Annotated in this window: 15 protein-coding genes; 8 read left to right on the plus strand and 7 right to left on the minus strand. The window is 59.1% G+C overall.

Translation table 11 applies throughout. The annotated features are described in order from the left end of the window. Positions 1 to 13 precede the first annotated feature (13 nt). From cobG to LJU29_RS04180, 8 genes are all read left to right on the plus strand, one after another. On the plus strand, positions 14 to 1,354 hold the full coding sequence (cobG, locus tag LJU29_RS04145; RefSeq protein WP_306459389.1) for a precorrin-3B synthase: 1,341 nt from the start codon (positions 14 to 16) through the stop codon (positions 1,352 to 1,354). Beyond that, a complete protein-coding gene (locus tag LJU29_RS04150; RefSeq protein WP_002555383.1) occupies positions 1,351 to 1,977 on the plus strand; it encodes a precorrin-8X methylmutase in 627 nt (208 codons plus the stop codon). The genes cobG and LJU29_RS04150 overlap by 4 nt, the downstream gene beginning before the upstream one ends. Next, complete coding sequence (locus tag LJU29_RS04155) at positions 1,974 to 2,708, plus strand: precorrin-2 C(20)-methyltransferase (protein WP_371321897.1); 735 nt, start codon at positions 1,974 to 1,976, stop codon at positions 2,706 to 2,708. The genes LJU29_RS04150 and LJU29_RS04155 overlap by 4 nt, the downstream gene beginning before the upstream one ends. After that, positions 2,708 to 4,408: a precorrin-3B C(17)-methyltransferase gene (cobJ, locus tag LJU29_RS04160; RefSeq protein WP_005753157.1), complete on the plus strand. Its 1,701-nt coding sequence runs from the start codon at positions 2,708 to 2,710 to the stop codon at positions 4,406 to 4,408. The genes LJU29_RS04155 and cobJ overlap by 1 nt, the downstream gene beginning before the upstream one ends. A 349-nt stretch (positions 4,409 to 4,757) precedes the next feature. Further along, positions 4,758 to 5,582: a hypothetical protein gene (locus LJU29_RS04165; RefSeq protein ID WP_057422718.1), complete on the plus strand. Its 825-nt coding sequence runs from the start codon at positions 4,758 to 4,760 to the stop codon at positions 5,580 to 5,582. A gap of 60 nt (positions 5,583 to 5,642) precedes the next feature. After that, entirely contained in the window at positions 5,643 to 6,341 is a 699-nt protein-coding gene (locus LJU29_RS04170; RefSeq protein WP_005753154.1) for a hypothetical protein, read from the plus strand. Next, positions 6,334 to 6,969, plus strand: a complete 636-nt coding sequence (locus LJU29_RS04175; RefSeq protein WP_005753153.1) for a hypothetical protein — start codon at positions 6,334 to 6,336, stop codon at positions 6,967 to 6,969. The genes LJU29_RS04170 and LJU29_RS04175 overlap by 8 nt, the downstream gene beginning before the upstream one ends. A 35-nt stretch (positions 6,970 to 7,004) precedes the next feature. Next, a complete protein-coding gene (locus tag LJU29_RS04180; RefSeq protein ID WP_057422720.1) occupies positions 7,005 to 7,640 on the plus strand; it encodes a hypothetical protein in 636 nt (211 codons plus the stop codon). A gap of 6 nt (positions 7,641 to 7,646) precedes the next feature. Here LJU29_RS04180 and tspR read toward each other — a convergent pair whose 3' ends face one another. The 7 genes from tspR to LJU29_RS04215 form a co-directional block, all read right to left on the minus strand. Then, positions 7,647 to 8,243 (minus strand): type III secretion system genes modulator TspR, encoded by a 597-nt coding sequence (gene tspR / locus LJU29_RS04185; protein WP_057422722.1) that lies wholly within the window; start codon positions 8,241 to 8,243, stop codon positions 7,647 to 7,649. 72 nt (positions 8,244 to 8,315) lie between these two features. Beyond that, on the minus strand, positions 8,316 to 11,105 hold the full coding sequence (gene retS, locus LJU29_RS04190) for a hybrid sensor histidine kinase/response regulator RetS (RefSeq protein WP_005753150.1): 2,790 nt from the start codon (positions 11,103 to 11,105) through the stop codon (positions 8,316 to 8,318). 90 nt (positions 11,106 to 11,195) lie between these two features. Beyond that, positions 11,196 to 12,491 carry a phosphoribosylamine--glycine ligase gene (gene purD, locus LJU29_RS04195; RefSeq protein ID WP_257111692.1) on the minus strand — a complete coding sequence of 432 codons (1,296 nt, stop codon included), beginning with the start codon at positions 12,489 to 12,491 and terminating at the stop codon, positions 11,196 to 11,198. Positions 12,492 to 12,608: 117 nt separating this feature from the next. Further along, entirely contained in the window at positions 12,609 to 14,213 is a 1,605-nt protein-coding gene (gene purH / locus LJU29_RS04200; protein ID WP_005732154.1) for a bifunctional phosphoribosylaminoimidazolecarboxamide formyltransferase/IMP cyclohydrolase, read from the minus strand. A gap of 80 nt (positions 14,214 to 14,293) precedes the next feature. After that, positions 14,294 to 14,614 carry a DNA-binding transcriptional regulator Fis gene (gene fis, locus LJU29_RS04205; RefSeq protein ID WP_002555375.1) on the minus strand — a complete coding sequence of 107 codons (321 nt, stop codon included), beginning with the start codon at positions 14,612 to 14,614 and terminating at the stop codon, positions 14,294 to 14,296. Further along, positions 14,611 to 15,624: a tRNA dihydrouridine synthase DusB gene (gene dusB, locus LJU29_RS04210; protein ID WP_004666305.1), complete on the minus strand. Its 1,014-nt coding sequence runs from the start codon at positions 15,622 to 15,624 to the stop codon at positions 14,611 to 14,613. The genes fis and dusB overlap by 4 nt, the downstream gene beginning before the upstream one ends. A 317-nt stretch (positions 15,625 to 15,941) precedes the next feature. After that, positions 15,942 to 17,258, minus strand: coding sequence for a DUF3426 domain-containing protein (locus LJU29_RS04215; protein ID WP_257111693.1), 1,317 nt, complete (start codon positions 17,256 to 17,258; stop codon positions 15,942 to 15,944). Positions 17,259 to 17,277: the final 19 nt, after the last annotated feature.

Below are 17,277 nucleotides of genomic sequence, written 5' to 3' on the forward strand. Positions count from 1 at the left end.
ACCGGGTGATCCATTGAACGAGCCGCAGTCCGCTCGCACATCCTCTGCAACGCTACGCCCCTCGGCCTGTCCGGGGTTGCTGCGTATCGTCCCGGCACTGGACGGCGGGATCTGCCGGATCAAGCTGGCGGGCGGGGTCATCAGCAGTGTGCAGGCAATGGCGGTTGCAGAGGCTGCGCAGACTTATGCACAGGGCGTTATCGAAGCCACCAACCGCGCCAACCTGCAAATTCGCGGCATCGGAGCTGATCACGATGGGTTGATCAAGGCATTGATGGCGGCAGGACTCGGCCCGGCCAACCCTGCCAGTGACGATGTGCGCAACCTGATGCTCAGCCCGACCGCGGGGCTGGATTCGCGCATGCTGTTCGATGCCCGACCGTTGGCGGCGCAGGTTCTCGATGCGCTGGAAAATCATCCGCGCTTCCATGAACTGTCACCCAAATTTGCGTTGTCGCTGGATGCTGGTGAAGCGCTTGTGATGCTCGAACACGCGCATGATGTGTGGCTGTCGGCGCTGAACCTCGACGGCGAAGTGCTGCTGGCGTTCGGGCTGGCCGGTTGCCCGGCCAATGATCGACCGCTGGCCGCTGTGCCGCTGGCGGCTGGAGAAAAGCTGGTTGTCGGGTTGCTGGAATTGTTCCTCGATCTGGCCCGCCCGGAGCACACCCGGATGCGGCATCTGCTGGCCGAGGTGTCGACCGACGATGTGTTGCGTGAGCTGTCTACCCGGCTGGACTGCGCGTTGCGGGTGGATCAAGCCGTCACCGGCTGGCAGCGCCCGGCCATCCAGGGCAATCGGCATATCGGTATTTATCCACAGGCCGAGCTTGCGCGGGTTGCGGTGGGGGCGGTGGTTCCGCTGGGGCGTCTTGATGCCGCCACGCTCGCCATCGTCGCGCAACTGGCAGAAGAGCAGGGCGACGGCACTTTGCGCCTGACGCCCTGGCAGAGCCTGCTGTTGCCCAATGTGCCGGTCGAGCGCGCTGCAACAGTGATGACGGCGTTGCAGGCCGCGGGTCTGATCTGTTCGGCCGAACAGCCACTGGCGCAGATGGTGGCGTGTACCGGTTCTGCCGGCTGTGCAAAAGGGCTGGCCGATACCAAAGCTGATGCGCTGCAACTGGCTACCGGCCTGGTTGCCAGTCAGGCCGTTCATTTAAGCGGTTGCACGCGTTCCTGCGCTGCTGCTCACGTAGCGCCGGTAACCTTGCTGGCCGTTTCGCCCGGCCGTTACGACCTTTATTTTCGCGACGCAGCGCATGCCGGTTTCGGTGTGCTGCGCGCGCGTGACCTTACTATTGAAGCAGTCGGTGCGCAGTTGAACGCCGACTCACGGAGCAACATTGCATGATTGATTACATCCGCGATGGTCAGGAGATATATCGCAACTCCTTCTCGATCATTCGCGCCGAAGCGCGCCTGGACACGATCCCCGCCGACCTGGAAAAACTCGCCGTGCGCGTGATCCATGCCTGCGGGATGGTCGAAGTCATTGAAGACCTGCGCTTCTCGCCGGGTGCCGGTACAGCCGGGCGCAATGCCCTGGCCGCCGGTGCACCGATCCTCTGCGACGCACGCATGGTCTCAGAAGGCATCACCCGTACCCGGCTGCCCGCCAACAACCAGATCATCTGCACATTGCACGATGAAGGCGTGCGGGAAATGGCGCTCGAACTGGGCAATACGCGCTCTGCTGTGGCGCTGGAGCTGTGGCGTCCGTACCTGGAAGGCAGCGTAGTGGTCATCGGCAATGCGCCGACTGCGCTGTTCTATCTGCTCGAAATGCTCGATGCAGGCGCGCCGAAACCAGCGCTGATTCTCGGCTTTCCGGTTGGCTTTGTCGGCGCTGCCGAGTCCAAGGCCATGCTTGCCGCAGACAGCCGTGGCGTGCCATTTGTGATCATGCAGGGTCGTCGTGGCGGCAGCGCCATGGCCGTGGCCGCTGTCAATGCACTGGCCACGGAGATCGAATGATGCAGGCACGCGGTCGGTTGATTGGCCTGGGCGTCGGCCCCGGCGACCCGGAGCTGATTACCGTCAAGGCGCTGCGCCTGCTGCGGGAGTCGCCTGTGGTGGCGTACTTCGTGGCCAAGGGTAAAAAGGGCAACGCATTCGGCATTATCGAAGCGCACTTGCAGGACGTTCAAACGTTGATGCCACTGGTCTATCCGGTCACCACCGAGGCCTTGCCAGCGCCGCTGTCCTACGAAAAAGTCATCAGCGACTTCTACGACGAGTCCAGCCTGCACATTGCGGCGCATCTGGATGCCGGGCGTGACGTAGCGGTGATCTGCGAAGGCGACCCGTTCTTCTACGGTTCCTACATGTACCTGCACGACCGCCTGGCCGAGCGCTACGAGGCGCAAGTGATTCCGGGTGTGTGTTCGATGCTCGGTGGCGCTTCGGTACTGGGCGCGCCGCTGGTGTATCGCAACCAGAGCCTGTCGGTGCTGTCCGGCGTGCTGTCCCACGAGGACCTGAAACGCAAGCTGGCTGATGCCGATGCAGCAGTGATCATGAAACTGGGACGCAACTTCCACAAGGTCCGTGAAGTGCTGACCGAACTGGGCATGGCCGGGCGTGCGCTGTATGTCGAGCGCGCAACCATGGCCAACCAGAAAATCGTCCTGCTGGATCAGGTAGACCCGATGTCTTCGCCGTATTTTTCGCTGATTATCGTTCCGGGTGACAGGTGGCAAGGCTGATGACTCTCAACATTCCAGCCATCGTTATTCTCGGCAATGGCAGCCTGGCTACTGCGCGGCGCATTCAGCAGCTGTTTCCCGATGCGCAGATTCATGGCCTGGCCGAGCGTGTGCAGAACGCTGACATTACCTACAGCGAATTCGGTAGCACGCTGCGTCAGTTGTATCAGCAAAACACCCCTATTATCGCCCTGTGTGCCGCTGGCATAGTGATTCGCACCCTGGCCCCGCTGCTGTTGGAGAAGGGCGTCGAGCCGCCGGTACTCGCCGTAGCTGAGGACGGTAGTGCAGTGGTGCCACTGCTTGGTGGCCTGGGCGGGGTCAATGTCATGGCGCGCAGCATTGCCAACGGGCTTGGCGTTGCACCGGCAATCACCACCAGCGGCGAATTGCGCTTCGGCACCTGCCTGCTCAACCCGCCCAGCGGCTATGCACTGGGCGACCTGGAGCTGGGCAAGCGTTTTGTTTCCGACTTGCTCTCCGGCGAACCGGTGCGCATTGAAGGCGAGGCACCCTGGCTGGAGCGAGCGCAACTGCCCGAAGACCCGCAGGCTGAGCTGACGATTCATGTCGGCTGCGCCCTACGTGAGCCCGCTCCCCATGAATTACTGATCTACCCGCGCAGTGTACTGGTCGCCGTCAGCGAAATAACCGCTGAACTGGCTATGCGGGTCCGCTCGGCGTTGCACGACGCAAGCATTGCCGAGCAATCGCTGGCTTGCCTGCTGGCCAGCGAAGAGCAGATGGCCAATGCGCAGTTGCATCAGGCAGCCAGCGAGCTGGGCGTCCCGGTGCGCTTCGACAAGGCTGGGTCGGCCAGCGAAATGGCCTCCCGCTGCGTGCCGCAACGGTTGCCGCCACTCAGCGTCGACGACATGGCGATTGCCGTCGCGACTCAACCGCTGGATGTGCAGAACATCGGCCGTGGGCGTGGCCGGCTTGCAGTCATCGGCCTGGGCCCCGGCGCAGCGGACCTTATGGTGCCTGCGGTCAAGGCTGAACTGGCACGCGCCAATGATGTGCTGGGTTACGAAACCTACGTGCGCATGGCCGGGCCGTTTCGTGCCGATCAGGTACTGCATTGCACCGACAATCGCGAAGAAATGCTACGTGCACGGCATGCCTTCGAACTGGCCGCGCAAGGTCGTTCGGTGGTTGTGGTGTCGTCCGGTGATCCGGGCGTGTTCGCCATGGCCTCGGCAGTGCTTGAAGCGCTGCACGAGTCCGGTAACCCGCACTGGCACTCTGTCGAGCTGGAGATTCTCCCGGGTGTCTCGGCTTCTCTGGCAACCGCCGCTCAGGCTGGTGCGCCGTTGGGGCATGATTTTTGTGTGTTGTCGCTGTCCGATAACCTCAAGCCTTGGGAGATCATCGAAAAGCGTCTGGACCTTGCCTGTCAGGCAGACCTTGCGCTGGCCTTCTACAACCCGATTTCCCGTTCACGACCCTGGCAACTGGGGCGTGCGCTGGAGATAGTTCGCCAGCACCGCACTCCTGAAACGCCCGTCACGCTTGGGCGCGACATCGGTCGTCCTGGCCAGACACTGCGCGTCATTACGCTGGGTGAGCTGACGCCGGAGCAGGTGGACATGCGAACCATGGTGCTGATCGGCTCTTCCCTGACCTGCACCTTTCCTCGCAACGAAGGCGGCAATTGGGTCTACACGCCCCGCTGGTATGGCGCGAAACCTACAGCCTGAGCCCATAGGCTTGTCGTACCTGTATCGAATTTACTGTGGGAAAGTGCTGAAACCTCTGCGTATCAACAGGCATTCAGGCCGAGTTTTCGGCCTGGCTGCTTGCGCGAACGGATGTTCTTCAAGTTGCCAGGCTTGTGGCTTTTTTCTCTGTCCTGCCACGGATTTTTCTTTCGCCCGCTGTTTACCGAGGGCTGAGCACAGCTTGAGTTTTGCGCGCGCCATCGAGTGTTGCCGCGGCAGTTGAAAAAGCCATCAATAGACCGCTCGAAAGTGCCGGAAAAACGGCCTGATTTATTTGATTAGTCTCGTATCTGTCCACAAGGACTCACGAATTAAAGGACTAAATGAAATGAAACAGGACAATACGATGAGCATGACCGACAACCTAGATTACATTGCCGCTTGTGAGCTGGCTGAATGCCCTGCTTCGTCCATCGCCCACGCAGCAGCCATAAAGCCTGAATTGCTTCTGGCCAGTGACGAGACTGACTTTGACCCAGGCGATGAAGCTGCCAAGGGTGCTGTGGTTGCAAGCAGTCTGCTGGCATTTGCCCAGGGCGTTTCGCGGCAGAGCAAGCAAGACGTCATGGACTCCTTTCTGTTTGCCACCCTTGTGGCCAACAAGGCGTTCAGCCCTGAAACCCAGGGTTATCAGTGGTACGACAAATTCAACGAAGTACTCTCGAAGGTTGGCTGGCTTTCCACCCATTGGAACTATGCCCGCTATCGTGCTACCCAGCAGCGTTTCACCATGGACGAAGTCGGCCTTGAGATCCTTGGCTCGGCTGTTGCGGCTGCCGCTTTGCCTGGGCCTGCATCGCTGCTGATGCTCAAGGTCGCTGCGGATGCCATCGCTGCACTGAAAGCTAAAAAAGAGCCTCTGCGCCTGTTTGAAGGCCAGACAAAAACCCACCGCGGAGGCAGTTTCCGTATTGCCTCGTGCATCGAGTCCGATGACAAGACCGTGACTCTGTCCATGGGCGCGGTCAGCTTCCATACCGACAGTGATGTCACCAATGTCCTGTTCTGGGAATGGCAGGACACAAACGTTGAAACCTGGAAAGGCGAGGACAACCTGGTGCTCAACACGAGCCTGTATTCGCGCCATCGCGACCTGATCCAGCAAAAGCTGAGCGACAACGCCAAGAGCGCGATCGAAGAGTTTGAAATCTGATCGGGTTATTTGCGGAGGCACGGGTTGCCTCCGCTTTCGGGATAAAAAGGAATTTCTCCCATGAAGCAGGAATTGGATGCCGCAGTCGTCAACGCCGGCTGTTTGCTGTTTTTCCCCACGTCGCAGCAGGTCGCGCCGAAAAACGATGTGTTGGACTCGATGCTGTATGTGCAGTTGGCAGCATCGAAGCAGCACCCCAGGTTCGCCGAGTTCGAAAAATGGAATGAAACCCGCCTTGCTGCGGCTCTGCGTTTCGGCTGGGTGCTGAATGCCAGCGAACACGTCAGCGAGCCTTTGCCGGTAGATGCTGTCCGAACCGTATGGAGTTGCCTCGAGCGTGCCCTTGCACCCTCAGTGTCAGCGCAGACCCTGCAGGACGCAGAAACATTGATGCGTAAAGTGTGCAAGCAATCGGCTCGTAACACGGCGCTTCAGTTGCTGCGTAGCCAGACGGTACAGAGCGGTTTGAATCATGCGGGAAAATTGCAGGTCGGCGTGGTCCTGCAACTGGGGTTCTTCGACGATCAGCACAACCTGACGCTGGCGCAGCTTCAGTTCGCCACACGTCAGCCGTTGCCATCCGGTTTTCTTTTCGAAGTACTCGAACCGCAAAGTGTCTACGGCAACATCGCTGTGACCGTTTATAAAATGCAATTGATTGAACAGGTCTATTCGCAGTTTCGCGATGACATCGACACGGCGTTGTCGAGCAGGCGTCCCGGCATGATCATGTCGCTTGGGGAAACGCCTTATGTCTGATCTGGATGAGACCCTGCTGGCAGGGGCCAATCTCCTGTCGTTCGCCCGTAACGTCGAGCCCGGTTTGCGTCAGGACGTACAGGACTGTCTGCATCACGCGAGACTTGTCGCCGATGACCAGCATTCCCCGCGCATGGCCTGGCGTTCATGGCTGGACGCTTACCAGCAAGCCATTCTTGCAACGGGTGGACGGCGCAGCGCGGTGATTAACGACGTGCGCTTGAGAATTCACAGTTTCAGGGACATTGGCAAATTGCAGCTTCCAATGGTCAATAACTCCGTCGAGCTTCGCCGGCTCTATCGCAGCTCACTCGACAGGCTGCTGAGCAGTGATCATGCGAAGACATTTTTCAGCAGCTGGTTTACGTCTGGACGTTCTGAAAGCTTTCAACTCATGCCTTGTGCAATGCACAGCGAAGACGAGGTGATGATCCTGTTGTGCAGCCTGCAGATGACCACCGTTGCGTCGAGGCCAGCGCTTTATTTCTGGCAGGTTCTTGGCGGAGAAATGCAAGTACATGCTGTTGGTACTGCGTTTCGGTTCAGTCGCAAGAGCTTCGAACCTTTTCGCCAGACTGTTCAGGACATGCTGGCTGATCGTGCTGCCGCTGAAATCATCAATTTATAACGACGGTCAAGTTCCCATGGAAGGGAGTCACTCAAATGAAAGCAGGCACAGGCAATGCGGCGTATCTGGGCGATATCCCCAGTATGGTGACGTTTCTTCCGGGGCTTACAAGTGAGGAGCGCACGGACATTCAGGATGTACTTCTGGATGCGCAGTTGTTCGCAGGTAAGCAGTTTGATTTCAAGATGCAGTGGAGCAGTTGGATGCATTACTACCGCAGCCGGCTCAAGACCCGTGGCATACAGCAAAAAGGCGTGGTTCTGGGCGACTCACTGGTCGTAAGCAATGTCGATGATTTGTTACAGGCGACCTTCAAGGTCAGCAGTCCAGCGGACCGCAAGCGCCTTGGCGGCATGGTGCAGCGCGCTGTCGCAGCATTGGGAGTGAATCAGGCGGCAGAGTCTTACTTTAAAAACGGCTTTGAACAAGGCCGTCTGGGCAGCTTCCAGGTAGTGCCCTGCGAGAAGTATGAACCTGATCGGGTACTTCTGTTGCTGTGCAGTCTGCATCTGAGCGTGGACGAGCACGCGGCGGGTAGCCGACGGCTGCTGTTTCACTTCAAGGGCGGCAGTTACATCTTTGACCGCAAGATTTACGCCGCATATCGTAATGGTGTAACGCGGTATCTGGACGGCAGGGCGCAAGGGCTGGTGCGGGCTGCACGTATCTGAGTTGTATCAGGGCAGCAGATAGCCCCTTATACCGGTAAAGATGATTTGTGCCGCCAACGCACAGACGAACAACCCCATCAGGCGGCTGACAATCTGCAAACCCTGATCGCCCAGGATACGTTCGATGCGGTTGGAGAGGTAAAGCACCACGCCAACCGTGAGGCTGGCCAGTGCAATACTCAGGATGGCAGTGAGTTTGTCATCCCAATGAGGCTGACTGACGCCCATGACCAGTAGCGCACCGATGGTGCCGGGGCCGACGGTAAGGGGAATGGTCAGCGGAACAATGGTCACATCCTGCTGGATATTATCGGTCTGGACGGCCGATTTGCCTTGGGCCATACCCAGCGCGGATATGAACAGCACGCTGCCAGCCCCAATCCTGAAGGCATCGACCGTGATTCCGAATACATCGAAAATCACTCTACCGAACAGATACAGCAAGATGCTGGAAATCAGTGTCGCCAGCGCTACCTTCCAGGCCAGACGCCGCTGTTCCTTGCGCGAGTGACCGCGGGTCAGGCTGATGAAGCAGGAAAGAACGAAAAACGGGCTGTAAAGCACCAGCATTTTCAGATAGACGCTGAACAACGCGTGAAGCATGGCTTCGACTCACAGCAGCAGGTGGATGGCAGCGCCAGTCTATCAGGCCACTGTGTGCCTTTCCCGTTGCTGTCAGTTTCTTCGATACTGCTCACCGTCCGAAGGCAGTCCGCGAGCCTTGTCGCGGTGTGCTACCCAGTGTTCGACCAGTTCGCGCAGTTGCGACAGCTCGATAGGTTTGGCCATGTGACCGTCCATACCTGCCTGGCGTGCACGATCCTTGTGCTCAGTGAGAATGTGCGCAGTCAGTGCAACGACCGGTGTGCGCACCCGCTGATTACCGACTTCCCAGGCACGCAACTGCTCGGTTGCCGAGAAACCGTCGAGTATCGGCATTTCACAGTCCATCAGTACCAGGTCATAACGCTGCGCCTTCATGGCACGTAGCGCTTCTTCGCCGTTGCTCGCCGTATCGGGATTCAGGTTGAGCTTGCCGAGCATGCCGCGGATCACTTTGGTCGAAATGCTGTTGTCTTCGGCTACCAGAATCCGGAAGTCGCCCGGTACGCTGACCGGCGTATTGATGACCGGGCCAGGCTTTTGTGCAGCAACGCCCTTGTTCAACTGGGTCAGTTCATCTGCCAGCGTCGTCTTGAGCGTGTAGCCCGCCACCGGTTTGGCCAGAATGCGCTTGATACCGGAGTTGCGAGCAATGATCTTGCTTGGGGCATTGCTGATACCGGTAAGCATGATCAACAGAATGTCATGATTCAGACTTGGGTCTTCCTTGATCTTGGCGGCCAGTTGCATGCCGGTCATGCCGGGCATGTTCTGGTCGAGCAGGACCACATCGAAATAGTCGCGCAGATGCGCCTTGGTCCGCAGCAAGGCCAGTGCCTCCTTGCCGGACGCCACTGCACTGACATTCAGACCCCAGGCGCTGCATTGCTGGACCAGCACCTTGCGGCAGGTATCGTTGTCGTCAACCACCAGCACTCTGGCATCTTTCAGCGGGCTGTCCAGATCGATGGTCGGCTGCTCCAGCAGCTTTGCGTCCAGCGGCAGGTTCAGCCATAACGTGTTGCCCTGGGTGCCGCTGTTCTGAATACCGAATTCACCGTCCATCAGGATGATCAACTGGCGGGCGATGACCAGCCCCAGGTGACCACCGAGCCTGCTGCTGGCCAGGAAATTCCGGCTGTGCAGTTCGGCGTGCAGCAACTCTTCACGTTCTTCGTCGGAAAGCGATTCACCGCTGTCCTGCACCGAAATACGCAAACGCGTCTTTCCGTTTTTCGAAGACTCAAGGGCGACGGCCAGAAGAATTTCACCTTCGTCAGTCTTCTTCAGGGCATTTTCCAGAAGGCTCAACAGCGTCTGGCGCAGGCGAGTCGGGTCACCATTGATAACCCTTGGCACCTGGGGCTGGATCTGGCTGATCAGCTCGACCTGCTGCTGCTCGGCCTTGGCGCGGAAAATGTTCAGGCAGTCCTCGACCAGCGCGCCGATGTCGAACTGCACATCGTCCAGTTCTATCTGCCCTGACTCGAGCTTGGTGATGTCCAGAATCTCGTTGATCAGCGTCAGCAGTTCGTTACCGGCACTGTGAATGGTCTGCACATAGTCGCGCTGCTTGACTGACAGCGGCGTACCGAGCAGCAGTTCGGTCATGCCCAGCACGCCATTCATGGGGGTGCGAATCTCGTGACTGATCTTGGCCAGAAATTCGGCTTTGGCGTTGATTTCGGCGGTACTCGCAGCCTGATCACGGCTGAGGCTGAAACGGTCTTCGGTGATGCTGCGATGGCGTTCGCTAAGGGCCAGGCTCATCGACAGACCGCTGATGCAGAACACGCTGAGCAGCGCGAGTATCAGCCACTGTGGCGGCACCAGACTCAGCCACAGCAGGCCCGGCAGAACCACCATGTAACCAATGTTGAAAATGATCATCCCGAGGACAAACAGGCGCGCCGAACGATAGCCTTTCTGCCAGTGCCACATCGACACCGCCAGAATGCTCAACGTCGTCAACGAGACCAGGCCGAAAGTCAGAATATTGATCGGCAGTCTGTCGTCCAGCAGTACCAGCACAGTACCGATGCCCATGAGCACGGCGTTGCCCAGCAATAGACGATCCAGTTTGCGGGCGTTGCGATGGACGAAGAAGCAGTAGGTGTAGATCAGGCCTGCGACAGCCGCCAGCAACAGCGCAATGTGCGCACTGGGGGTCTGTGCGATATTCCACGGGTCAATCGGGCGCAGCAGGTTAAGCAGCAACAGGGCACTGAGCCCGAGCAGTGCTTCACAGGAGGCGAGCCATAGATTGCTACGCGAACGTGTATGCCCGTAGCGCGTCAGGTTCTGCACGATGAGCATCGACAGTGCACCGAAAAGCAGCCCGAACAGGAACGGCTCGGTCTCGTCGGCGGCGCTTTTGATGGCCGGCTCCAGGCTAATGCTGGGGCGCATTTTCTGGGTGGAGACCAGCTTCAGGTAGATATCCAGCGTGTTCGAACTCTGCGGGATCGGCAGCAGGAAATCGTTAGAAGGCAGACGCTGATCTTCCTTGGGCACCTCGTTGCCGGTGCGCAGGTGATCGATCTGTTGATCGCCATCCATGACATACATGTCCGCGCTGGCGAGGTCCGGAGCGAAGATGCGCAGAAGCTGCTCGTGCTGGGTAGGCAGCAGGCGGTAATGCAGCCATACCGCACTGTCACGTTCCGCTGCAGTGACTCGTTCCAGCTCGGTAGGACTGAATTGATTCTGATAGCGCGCCGAACGAATTTCATCCAGCGTCAGGTGGGCCTTTTCGTCGAGCAGCGTCGACCAACCTGCGCCATGCTCGGCCTGTGCCGAAAGCATGAACAGCAGGGTCAGCAGTCCAGCGATTGAGGCTATGGCAATCCTGAGCCAGCGCACAATGAAATCCCTTCGTGAGTGAATGCCTGGTAAAACCGCGAATGCCGGGTCAATCGGCCTGCCTCTGATTGAAGAGGCAGGCCTGATCGGTTATTCCAGCGCTTCGCCACGCTCACGGGCAATGGCACGGTAGCCAATGTCCTTGCGATAGAAACATCCTTGCCAATCAACCTTGGCAGCCAACGCATAGGCATTTTGCTGCGCATTGCCAACACTGTCACCCAGTGCCGTAGCACACAGTACACGACCGCCGCTGGTCACGACACGATCATCCTGCAAGGCAGTGCCTGCGTGGAATATCTTGCCTTCCAACTGTGCAGCAGCTTCCAGGCCTTCGATAACTGCGCCTTTGGCGTAATCGCCGGGGTAGCCACCAGCGGCCAGGACGATCCCCAGGCTTGGACGGGGGTCCCACTGTGCTTCGATCTTGTCCAGCGCCTGCGCCAGCGCTGCTTCAACCAGCAGTACCAGACTTGATTGCAGGCGCAGCATGACCGGCTGGGTTTCCGGGTCGCCGAAGCGGCAATTGAATTCGATGACCTTCGGGTTGCCAGCTTTGTCGATCATCAGACCAGCATAGAGGAATCCGGTGTAAACATTGCCTTCATCAGCCATCCCCCTGACGGTCGGCCAGATAACCAGATCCATGACACGTTGATGAACTTCGGCGGTGACCACCGGGGCAGGGGAGTAGGCCCCCATGCCACCGGTGTTCGGGCCGGTGTCGCCGTCGCCGACGCGCTTGTGATCCTGGCTGGTGGCCATGGGCAACACATTCTTGCCGTCGACCATGACAATGAAGCTGGCTTCTTCGCCATCGAGAAACTCTTCGATAACGACGCGGGAACCGGCTTCGCCAAAGGCGTTGCCAGCGAGCATGTCACGCACGGCATCTTCGGCTTCTGCCAGGGTCATGGCGACGATCACGCCCTTGCCAGCTGCAAGGCCGTCGGCCTTGATGACTATCGGAGCGCCTTTTTCGCGCAGATAGGCCAGGGCAGGCTCGATCTCGGTGAAGTTCTGATAGTCGGCAGTAGGGATCTTGTGGCGCGCCAGGAAGTCCTTGGTAAATGCCTTGGAACCCTCAAGCTGCGCAGCGCCGGCGGTCGGACCGAAGCAGTCCATACCACGGCTGCGGAACAGGTCGACAACGCCTGCAACCAGCGGCACTTCAGGACCGACGATGGTCAGTGAAACGTTCTTTTCAGCGAAATCCGCCAGTTGCTCCAGTGCCAGAACGTCGATAGCCACGTTCTCGCATTTGGCTTCGATCGCCGTGCCTGCGTTGCCCGGTGCGACGAACACCTTCTGCACACGTGGGTCCTGAGCGACTTTCCACGCCAGGGCGTGTTCACGACCGCCGCTGCCAATGATCAAAACATTCATTTCAAAAACCTCGATGACGCTGATTCTGGAGTACGCGGTGTGCCTGAGGCGACCCAACCGCCGTACGAGGCCGTAATGGCGCAGCAGACGCCTGCGCCAGTGCGACCGTTTTTCTGATTAGTGCCTGAAATGGCGCATGCCGGTGAAGACCATCGCTATGCCTGCTTCATCTGCTGCTGCAATCACTTCGTTGTCACGCATCGAACCGCCGGGCTGGATGACGGCAGTGATGCCGACCTTGGCCGCGTTGTCGATACCGTCACGGAACGGGAAGAACGCATCGGAGGCCATGACTGCGCCCTGCACCTGCAGCCCGGCATGCTCGGCCTTGATGGCGGCGATGCGTGCCGAGTTCACGCGGCTCATCTGACCTGCACCGACGCCGACGGTCTGGCGGTTGCGGGCGTAGACGATGGCGTTGGACTTGACGTATTTGGCGACTTTCCAGGCAAAGATCAGGTCATGCATTTCGTGTTCGGTAGGGGCACGCTGGGTGACGACCTTGAGGTCCGCCTGAGTGATCATGCCGATATCACGGCTCTGTACCAGCAAGCCGCCATTCACGCGTTTGTAGTCCCAGGCAGGCAGACGCTCGCTCCACTGGCCGCTGGTCAGCAGGCGCACATTGGCTTTGCTGGCCACGATGGCACGCGCTTCGGCGCTGACGCTTGGCGCGATGATCACTTCGACGAACTGGCGCTCGACGATGGCCTTGGCCGTTGCTGCGTCCAGCTCGCGGTTGAAGGCGATGATGCCGCCAAATGCCGATTCGGAGTCGGTGGCATAGGCCAGCTCGTAAGCCTGACGAATGCCGCCTTCATCATCCGGGCAGACTGCGACACCGCACGGGTTGGCGTGCTTGACGATCACGCAGGCCGGTTTGACGAAGCTCTTGACGCATTCCAGCGCGGCGTCGGTATCGGCGACGTTGTTGAACGACAGTTCCTTGCCTTGCAGCTGGGTGGCGGTGGCGATGCCGACCTCGGCAGGTTTGGCTTCGACGTAGAACGCCGCACTCTGGTGCGGGTTCTCGCCGTAGCGCATTTCCTGGGCCTTGACGAACTGGGTGTTGAAGGTGCGCGGGAACTGACTGCGGCCTTCGGTGCTCAGGGTTTCGGCAGTCTGGTCGACGCCGCCCAGGTAGTTGGCGATCATGCCGTCGTAGGCGGCGGTGTGCTCGAACGCCTTGAGCATCAGGTCGAAGCGCTGTGCGTAGGTCAGGCCGCCAGCCTTGAGGCTTTCCAATACCTGGCCGTAGTCACTGGCGTTGACCACGATTGCGACATCTTTATGGTTCTTCGCAGCGGAACGGACCATGGTCGGGCCGCCGATATCGATGTTTTCGATGGCGGTCGGCAGGTCGCAGCCCGGTTTGGAGACAGTGGCTTCAAACGGATACAGATTGACGGCAACCAGATCGATCGGCTTGATGCCGTGCTCGGTCATGATGGCGTCGTCGATGCCGCGACGACCCAGAATGCCGCCGTGGATCATCGGGTGCAGAGTCTTGACCCGGCCATCCATCATTTCAGCGAAGCCGGTATAGTCAGCCACTTCGACTGCCGCGACGCCGTTGTCCTTGAGCAGTTTGAACGTACCGCCAGTGGAAAGAATCTCGACGCCCAGCGCTTCAAGCTCGCGGGCAAACTCAAGGATTCCTGTCTTGTCGGATACGCTGATCAGGGCGCGACGGATAGGCAGGCGGGTAGTCTGGTCGGTCATCTCGATTTCCATCAAAAGCAAAAGAAGTCAGCAAAAAAAAGCGACCGCGGTGCAAGGTCGCCTTTTCTGTTTTGAATGCTTTAAAGCAGATCGTACTGTTTGAGTTTCTTGCGCAGCGTGCCGCGGTTCAGTCCCAGCAGCTCGGAAGCCTTCGTCTGGTTGCCCTTGACGTAGTTCATCACGCTTTCCAGAAGCGGAGCCTCGACTTCCGACAACACCAGGTTGTAGACGTCAGTAACGGATGCGCCTTCGAGGTGGGCGAAATAATTGTGCAGCGCCTTCTCGACACTTCCGCGCAGGGTCTGACCCTCTTCGCTCGGCGTGTTGAGGTGCTGTTTCAAATTGACGTTGTCGCTCACGGGTGTTGTTCCACTCACTAAAGTCTCGGTCATCATCGTCATGCGGCCACCTCTTTATCATTCTCGTTATCCGGGCCCTTGCAGCCTTGGCTGAAGAACTCCCGGACGTTGGCGCACTGTGCTTCCGTATCTTCCAAACGATTGAAGTGGGCGCGAAACTCTCTGGCGCCCGGCAGGGTTGCGAGATACCAACTGACGTGTTTGCGTGCAATACGCACGCCCATCACATCTCCATAGAAAACGTGGAGCGCTGCCAGATGCTCAAGCAGAATACGTTCCACTTCACTCGACTGCGGAGCCGGGAGTTTTTCTCCGGTACGCAGGAAGTGTTCTATCTCGCGAAAAATCCAGGGACGCCCTTGGGCGGCCCTGCCAATCAGTAACCCGTCTGCGCCGGTGGCCTGTAGCACGCGCCGGGCTTTTTCGGGTGAATCGATGTCGCCATTGGCAAACACCGGTATCGACACTGCCTGTTTGATCATGGCAATGGTGTCGTACTCGGCTTCGCCGGTGTAAAGGTCGGCACGGGTTCGCCCGTGTACCGCCAGTGCCTGAATACCGGCCTGCTCGGCGATTTTCGCCACTGTCAGGCCGTTCCGGTTGTCGCGATCCCAGCCGGTGCGGATCTTCAGCGTAACCGGCACATCGACCGCAGCCACGACGGCTTGCAGGATGTCGTTCACCAGTTGCTCGTCTTTCAACAGCGCCGAACCTGCTGCCTTGTTACAGACCTTCTTGGCCGGGCAACCCATGTTGATGTCGATGATCTGGGCACCCAGTTCGACATTGGCACGTGCTGCGTCTGCCAGCATCTGCGGATCACCGCCGGCGATCTGTACCGAGCGCGGCTCGGGATCACCTTCGTGGATCATGCGCAGACGCGATTTGCGGCTGTTCCACAGGCTCATGTCGCTGGTGACCATCTCCGAAACCACCAGGCCGGCACCGAGTCGTCGGCACAGCTGACGGAAAGGCTGGTCGGTGACGCCCGCCATCGGGGCGAGGACCAAGCCGTTTTGCACTGTATATGGGCCGATGCGTACTGCCGACATAGCCTTACCTGTTGTGGAGGCCAAATCATCCGCAGGCCGTGTAAAAAACCGTTTCACCCGGTCTGCAACGGCCCGTCCCGCCAGCCGCTTGCGCCACCGTCAGATCGAACCGAGAGTTTGAAAAAGGGTTGGCATGATACCCGCTCTCGATGACTGGATAAAGGCTGAATTGGATAAAATCTGAACAGCTGGTTGTGGCGCTTGCAGAGAACGACTACACGGCATCTGGCACTGTAAATTCTGCGATCATGCAGCGTTCCCTGGCCTAACGAGCCTGTATTGGATCAAGTAAAGCCGACGTTATGGCAGTAGGCCTGTCATTCCGGCGAACGGAAGTTCAGGCTGTAATTCACGGCCTTGGCGCCTGGATCAAGGATATCCAGCGCGATATGGATCGGCGTTTGCGGTGGCATCTCTTCCTTGCCGGCCATTTCGCCGCTCAAGTATTCACCGGGCTTGAACCGACGACTGGCAATCAACTGACCGCCGGTATCGGAAAAACGCAGCTCCAGCAGCGGGAACGGCTGGGAAAACGAGGCACGGTTGTAGATGATCGCATCAACCACCAGAGCCCCTTGAAACTCAGGATGGCTGCGTACCACCAGGTTGCTGCTCTTGAGCTGGGATATGTCTACCTTGGTCGGCACCTTGCAGCCAATTTGCGGGCAAATCTGCTGGAACCACGGGCGATACTGATCCTGGCGCGCCAGTTGATCGAAATGGTACCAGACGTATTGACCTGCCAGACCGGCCAAAGCCAGTACGATCAACAGGCCCCACGCAAAGCGGCGGCCCCAGCGCGGTTTGGGCGGCTGCCAGTCCAGTTGCAAAGGGTCGTCAGTCAGGTCAAGCAGTGCCTGCTCGCGCACTGCAGGTTCGTTACGGCTGCGTCTGCCACGTGGTTCAGGTTCAGGTTCTGGTTCGTCGTCGTCATGGTCTTCGTCGTCATCCACGGCTGACCAGCGTTGCACTTTTTCCGCAGGCAGGGCCTTGCGCGGTGTGGTAACAAGCACGACGGGTTCGTCATCGTCCAGGTGCTTGTCCAGTGACAGCGAGGGCTCGGTCCTTTTGTCGTCGGGCAAAGCCTCTGGGTCTTCGGGCGGATCCGGGTCGGGGATGACCTCGGCGTGCAGCTCGGGCAGACGTTCGACATCGTCGTTGTGCAGCGTGCCGACCCAGGCAGCCTCGTCGGTCTGGCGATTGTCACGCTTCGCCGTCAGGTTCTCATCGTCAGTGCCGTTGTCGCTGGCCGGGCGGGCGAAGGTGTCGGGTCGTCGGGTCTCGCGCTGTTCGAGGCGAGCCAGTTCTTCGTCCAGGTTCAGATTGTCCAGATCCAGCTCGCTGACCTGCCAGGGGTCATCGTCTTCATGGGCCTTTTCCGGTTCAGGCTTCAATTCGGGTGCAGGCGTCGACGCAGGCTCTGGTTGGGGCGGCGCTATGACCACCGGTGCGGCGCTCAGGGCCTCCTTTTCGGAGTCGACTATGGCGCGCTGCTCCAGCAACTGCCGGGCTGCGTTGAAAACCTGCAGGCAGGCGCCACATCGCACCACGCCGCGGGCCACGCTCAGTTGAGCGTGGCTGACTCTGAAACTGGTCTGGCAGTGCGGGCACTGGGTGACAAAACTGTCGGTCATGCGGCTGTCCGGTTGAAGC

Origin of the sequence: Pseudomonas ficuserectae (assembly GCF_024584585.1) — a bacterium.
GTDB classification, from domain to species: domain Bacteria; phylum Pseudomonadota; class Gammaproteobacteria; order Pseudomonadales; family Pseudomonadaceae; genus Aquipseudomonas; species Aquipseudomonas amygdali.

What these genes read in the sequence shown, in the direction of transcription:
- LJU29_RS04165 (WP_057422718.1), top strand. Translation starts at nt 4,758, where the DNA reads ATGAAACAGGACAATACGATGAGCATGACCGACAACCTAGATTACATT.
- tspR (WP_057422722.1), bottom strand. Translation starts at nt 8,243, where the DNA reads ATGCTTCACGCGTTGTTCAGCGTCTATCTGAAAATGCTGGTGCTTTAC.
- LJU29_RS04170 (WP_005753154.1), top strand. Translation starts at nt 5,643, where the DNA reads ATGAAGCAGGAATTGGATGCCGCAGTCGTCAACGCCGGCTGTTTGCTG.
- LJU29_RS04215 (WP_257111693.1), bottom strand. Translation starts at nt 17,258, where the DNA reads ATGACCGACAGTTTTGTCACCCAGTGCCCGCACTGCCAGACCAGTTTC.
- LJU29_RS04155 (WP_371321897.1), top strand. Translation starts at nt 1,974, where the DNA reads ATGATGCAGGCACGCGGTCGGTTGATTGGCCTGGGCGTCGGCCCCGGC.
- purH (WP_005732154.1), bottom strand. Translation starts at nt 14,213, where the DNA reads ATGACCGACCAGACTACCCGCCTGCCTATCCGTCGCGCCCTGATCAGC.
- LJU29_RS04180 (WP_057422720.1), top strand. Translation starts at nt 7,005, where the DNA reads ATGAAAGCAGGCACAGGCAATGCGGCGTATCTGGGCGATATCCCCAGT.
- LJU29_RS04150 (WP_002555383.1), top strand. Translation starts at nt 1,351, where the DNA reads ATGATTGATTACATCCGCGATGGTCAGGAGATATATCGCAACTCCTTC.
- dusB (WP_004666305.1), bottom strand. Translation starts at nt 15,624, where the DNA reads ATGTCGGCAGTACGCATCGGCCCATATACAGTGCAAAACGGCTTGGTC.
- LJU29_RS04175 (WP_005753153.1), top strand. Translation starts at nt 6,334, where the DNA reads ATGTCTGATCTGGATGAGACCCTGCTGGCAGGGGCCAATCTCCTGTCG.
- fis (WP_002555375.1), bottom strand. Translation starts at nt 14,614, where the DNA reads ATGACGATGATGACCGAGACTTTAGTGAGTGGAACAACACCCGTGAGC.
- purD (WP_257111692.1), bottom strand. Translation starts at nt 12,491, where the DNA reads ATGAATGTTTTGATCATTGGCAGCGGCGGTCGTGAACACGCCCTGGCG.
- cobJ (WP_005753157.1), top strand. Translation starts at nt 2,708, where the DNA reads ATGACTCTCAACATTCCAGCCATCGTTATTCTCGGCAATGGCAGCCTG.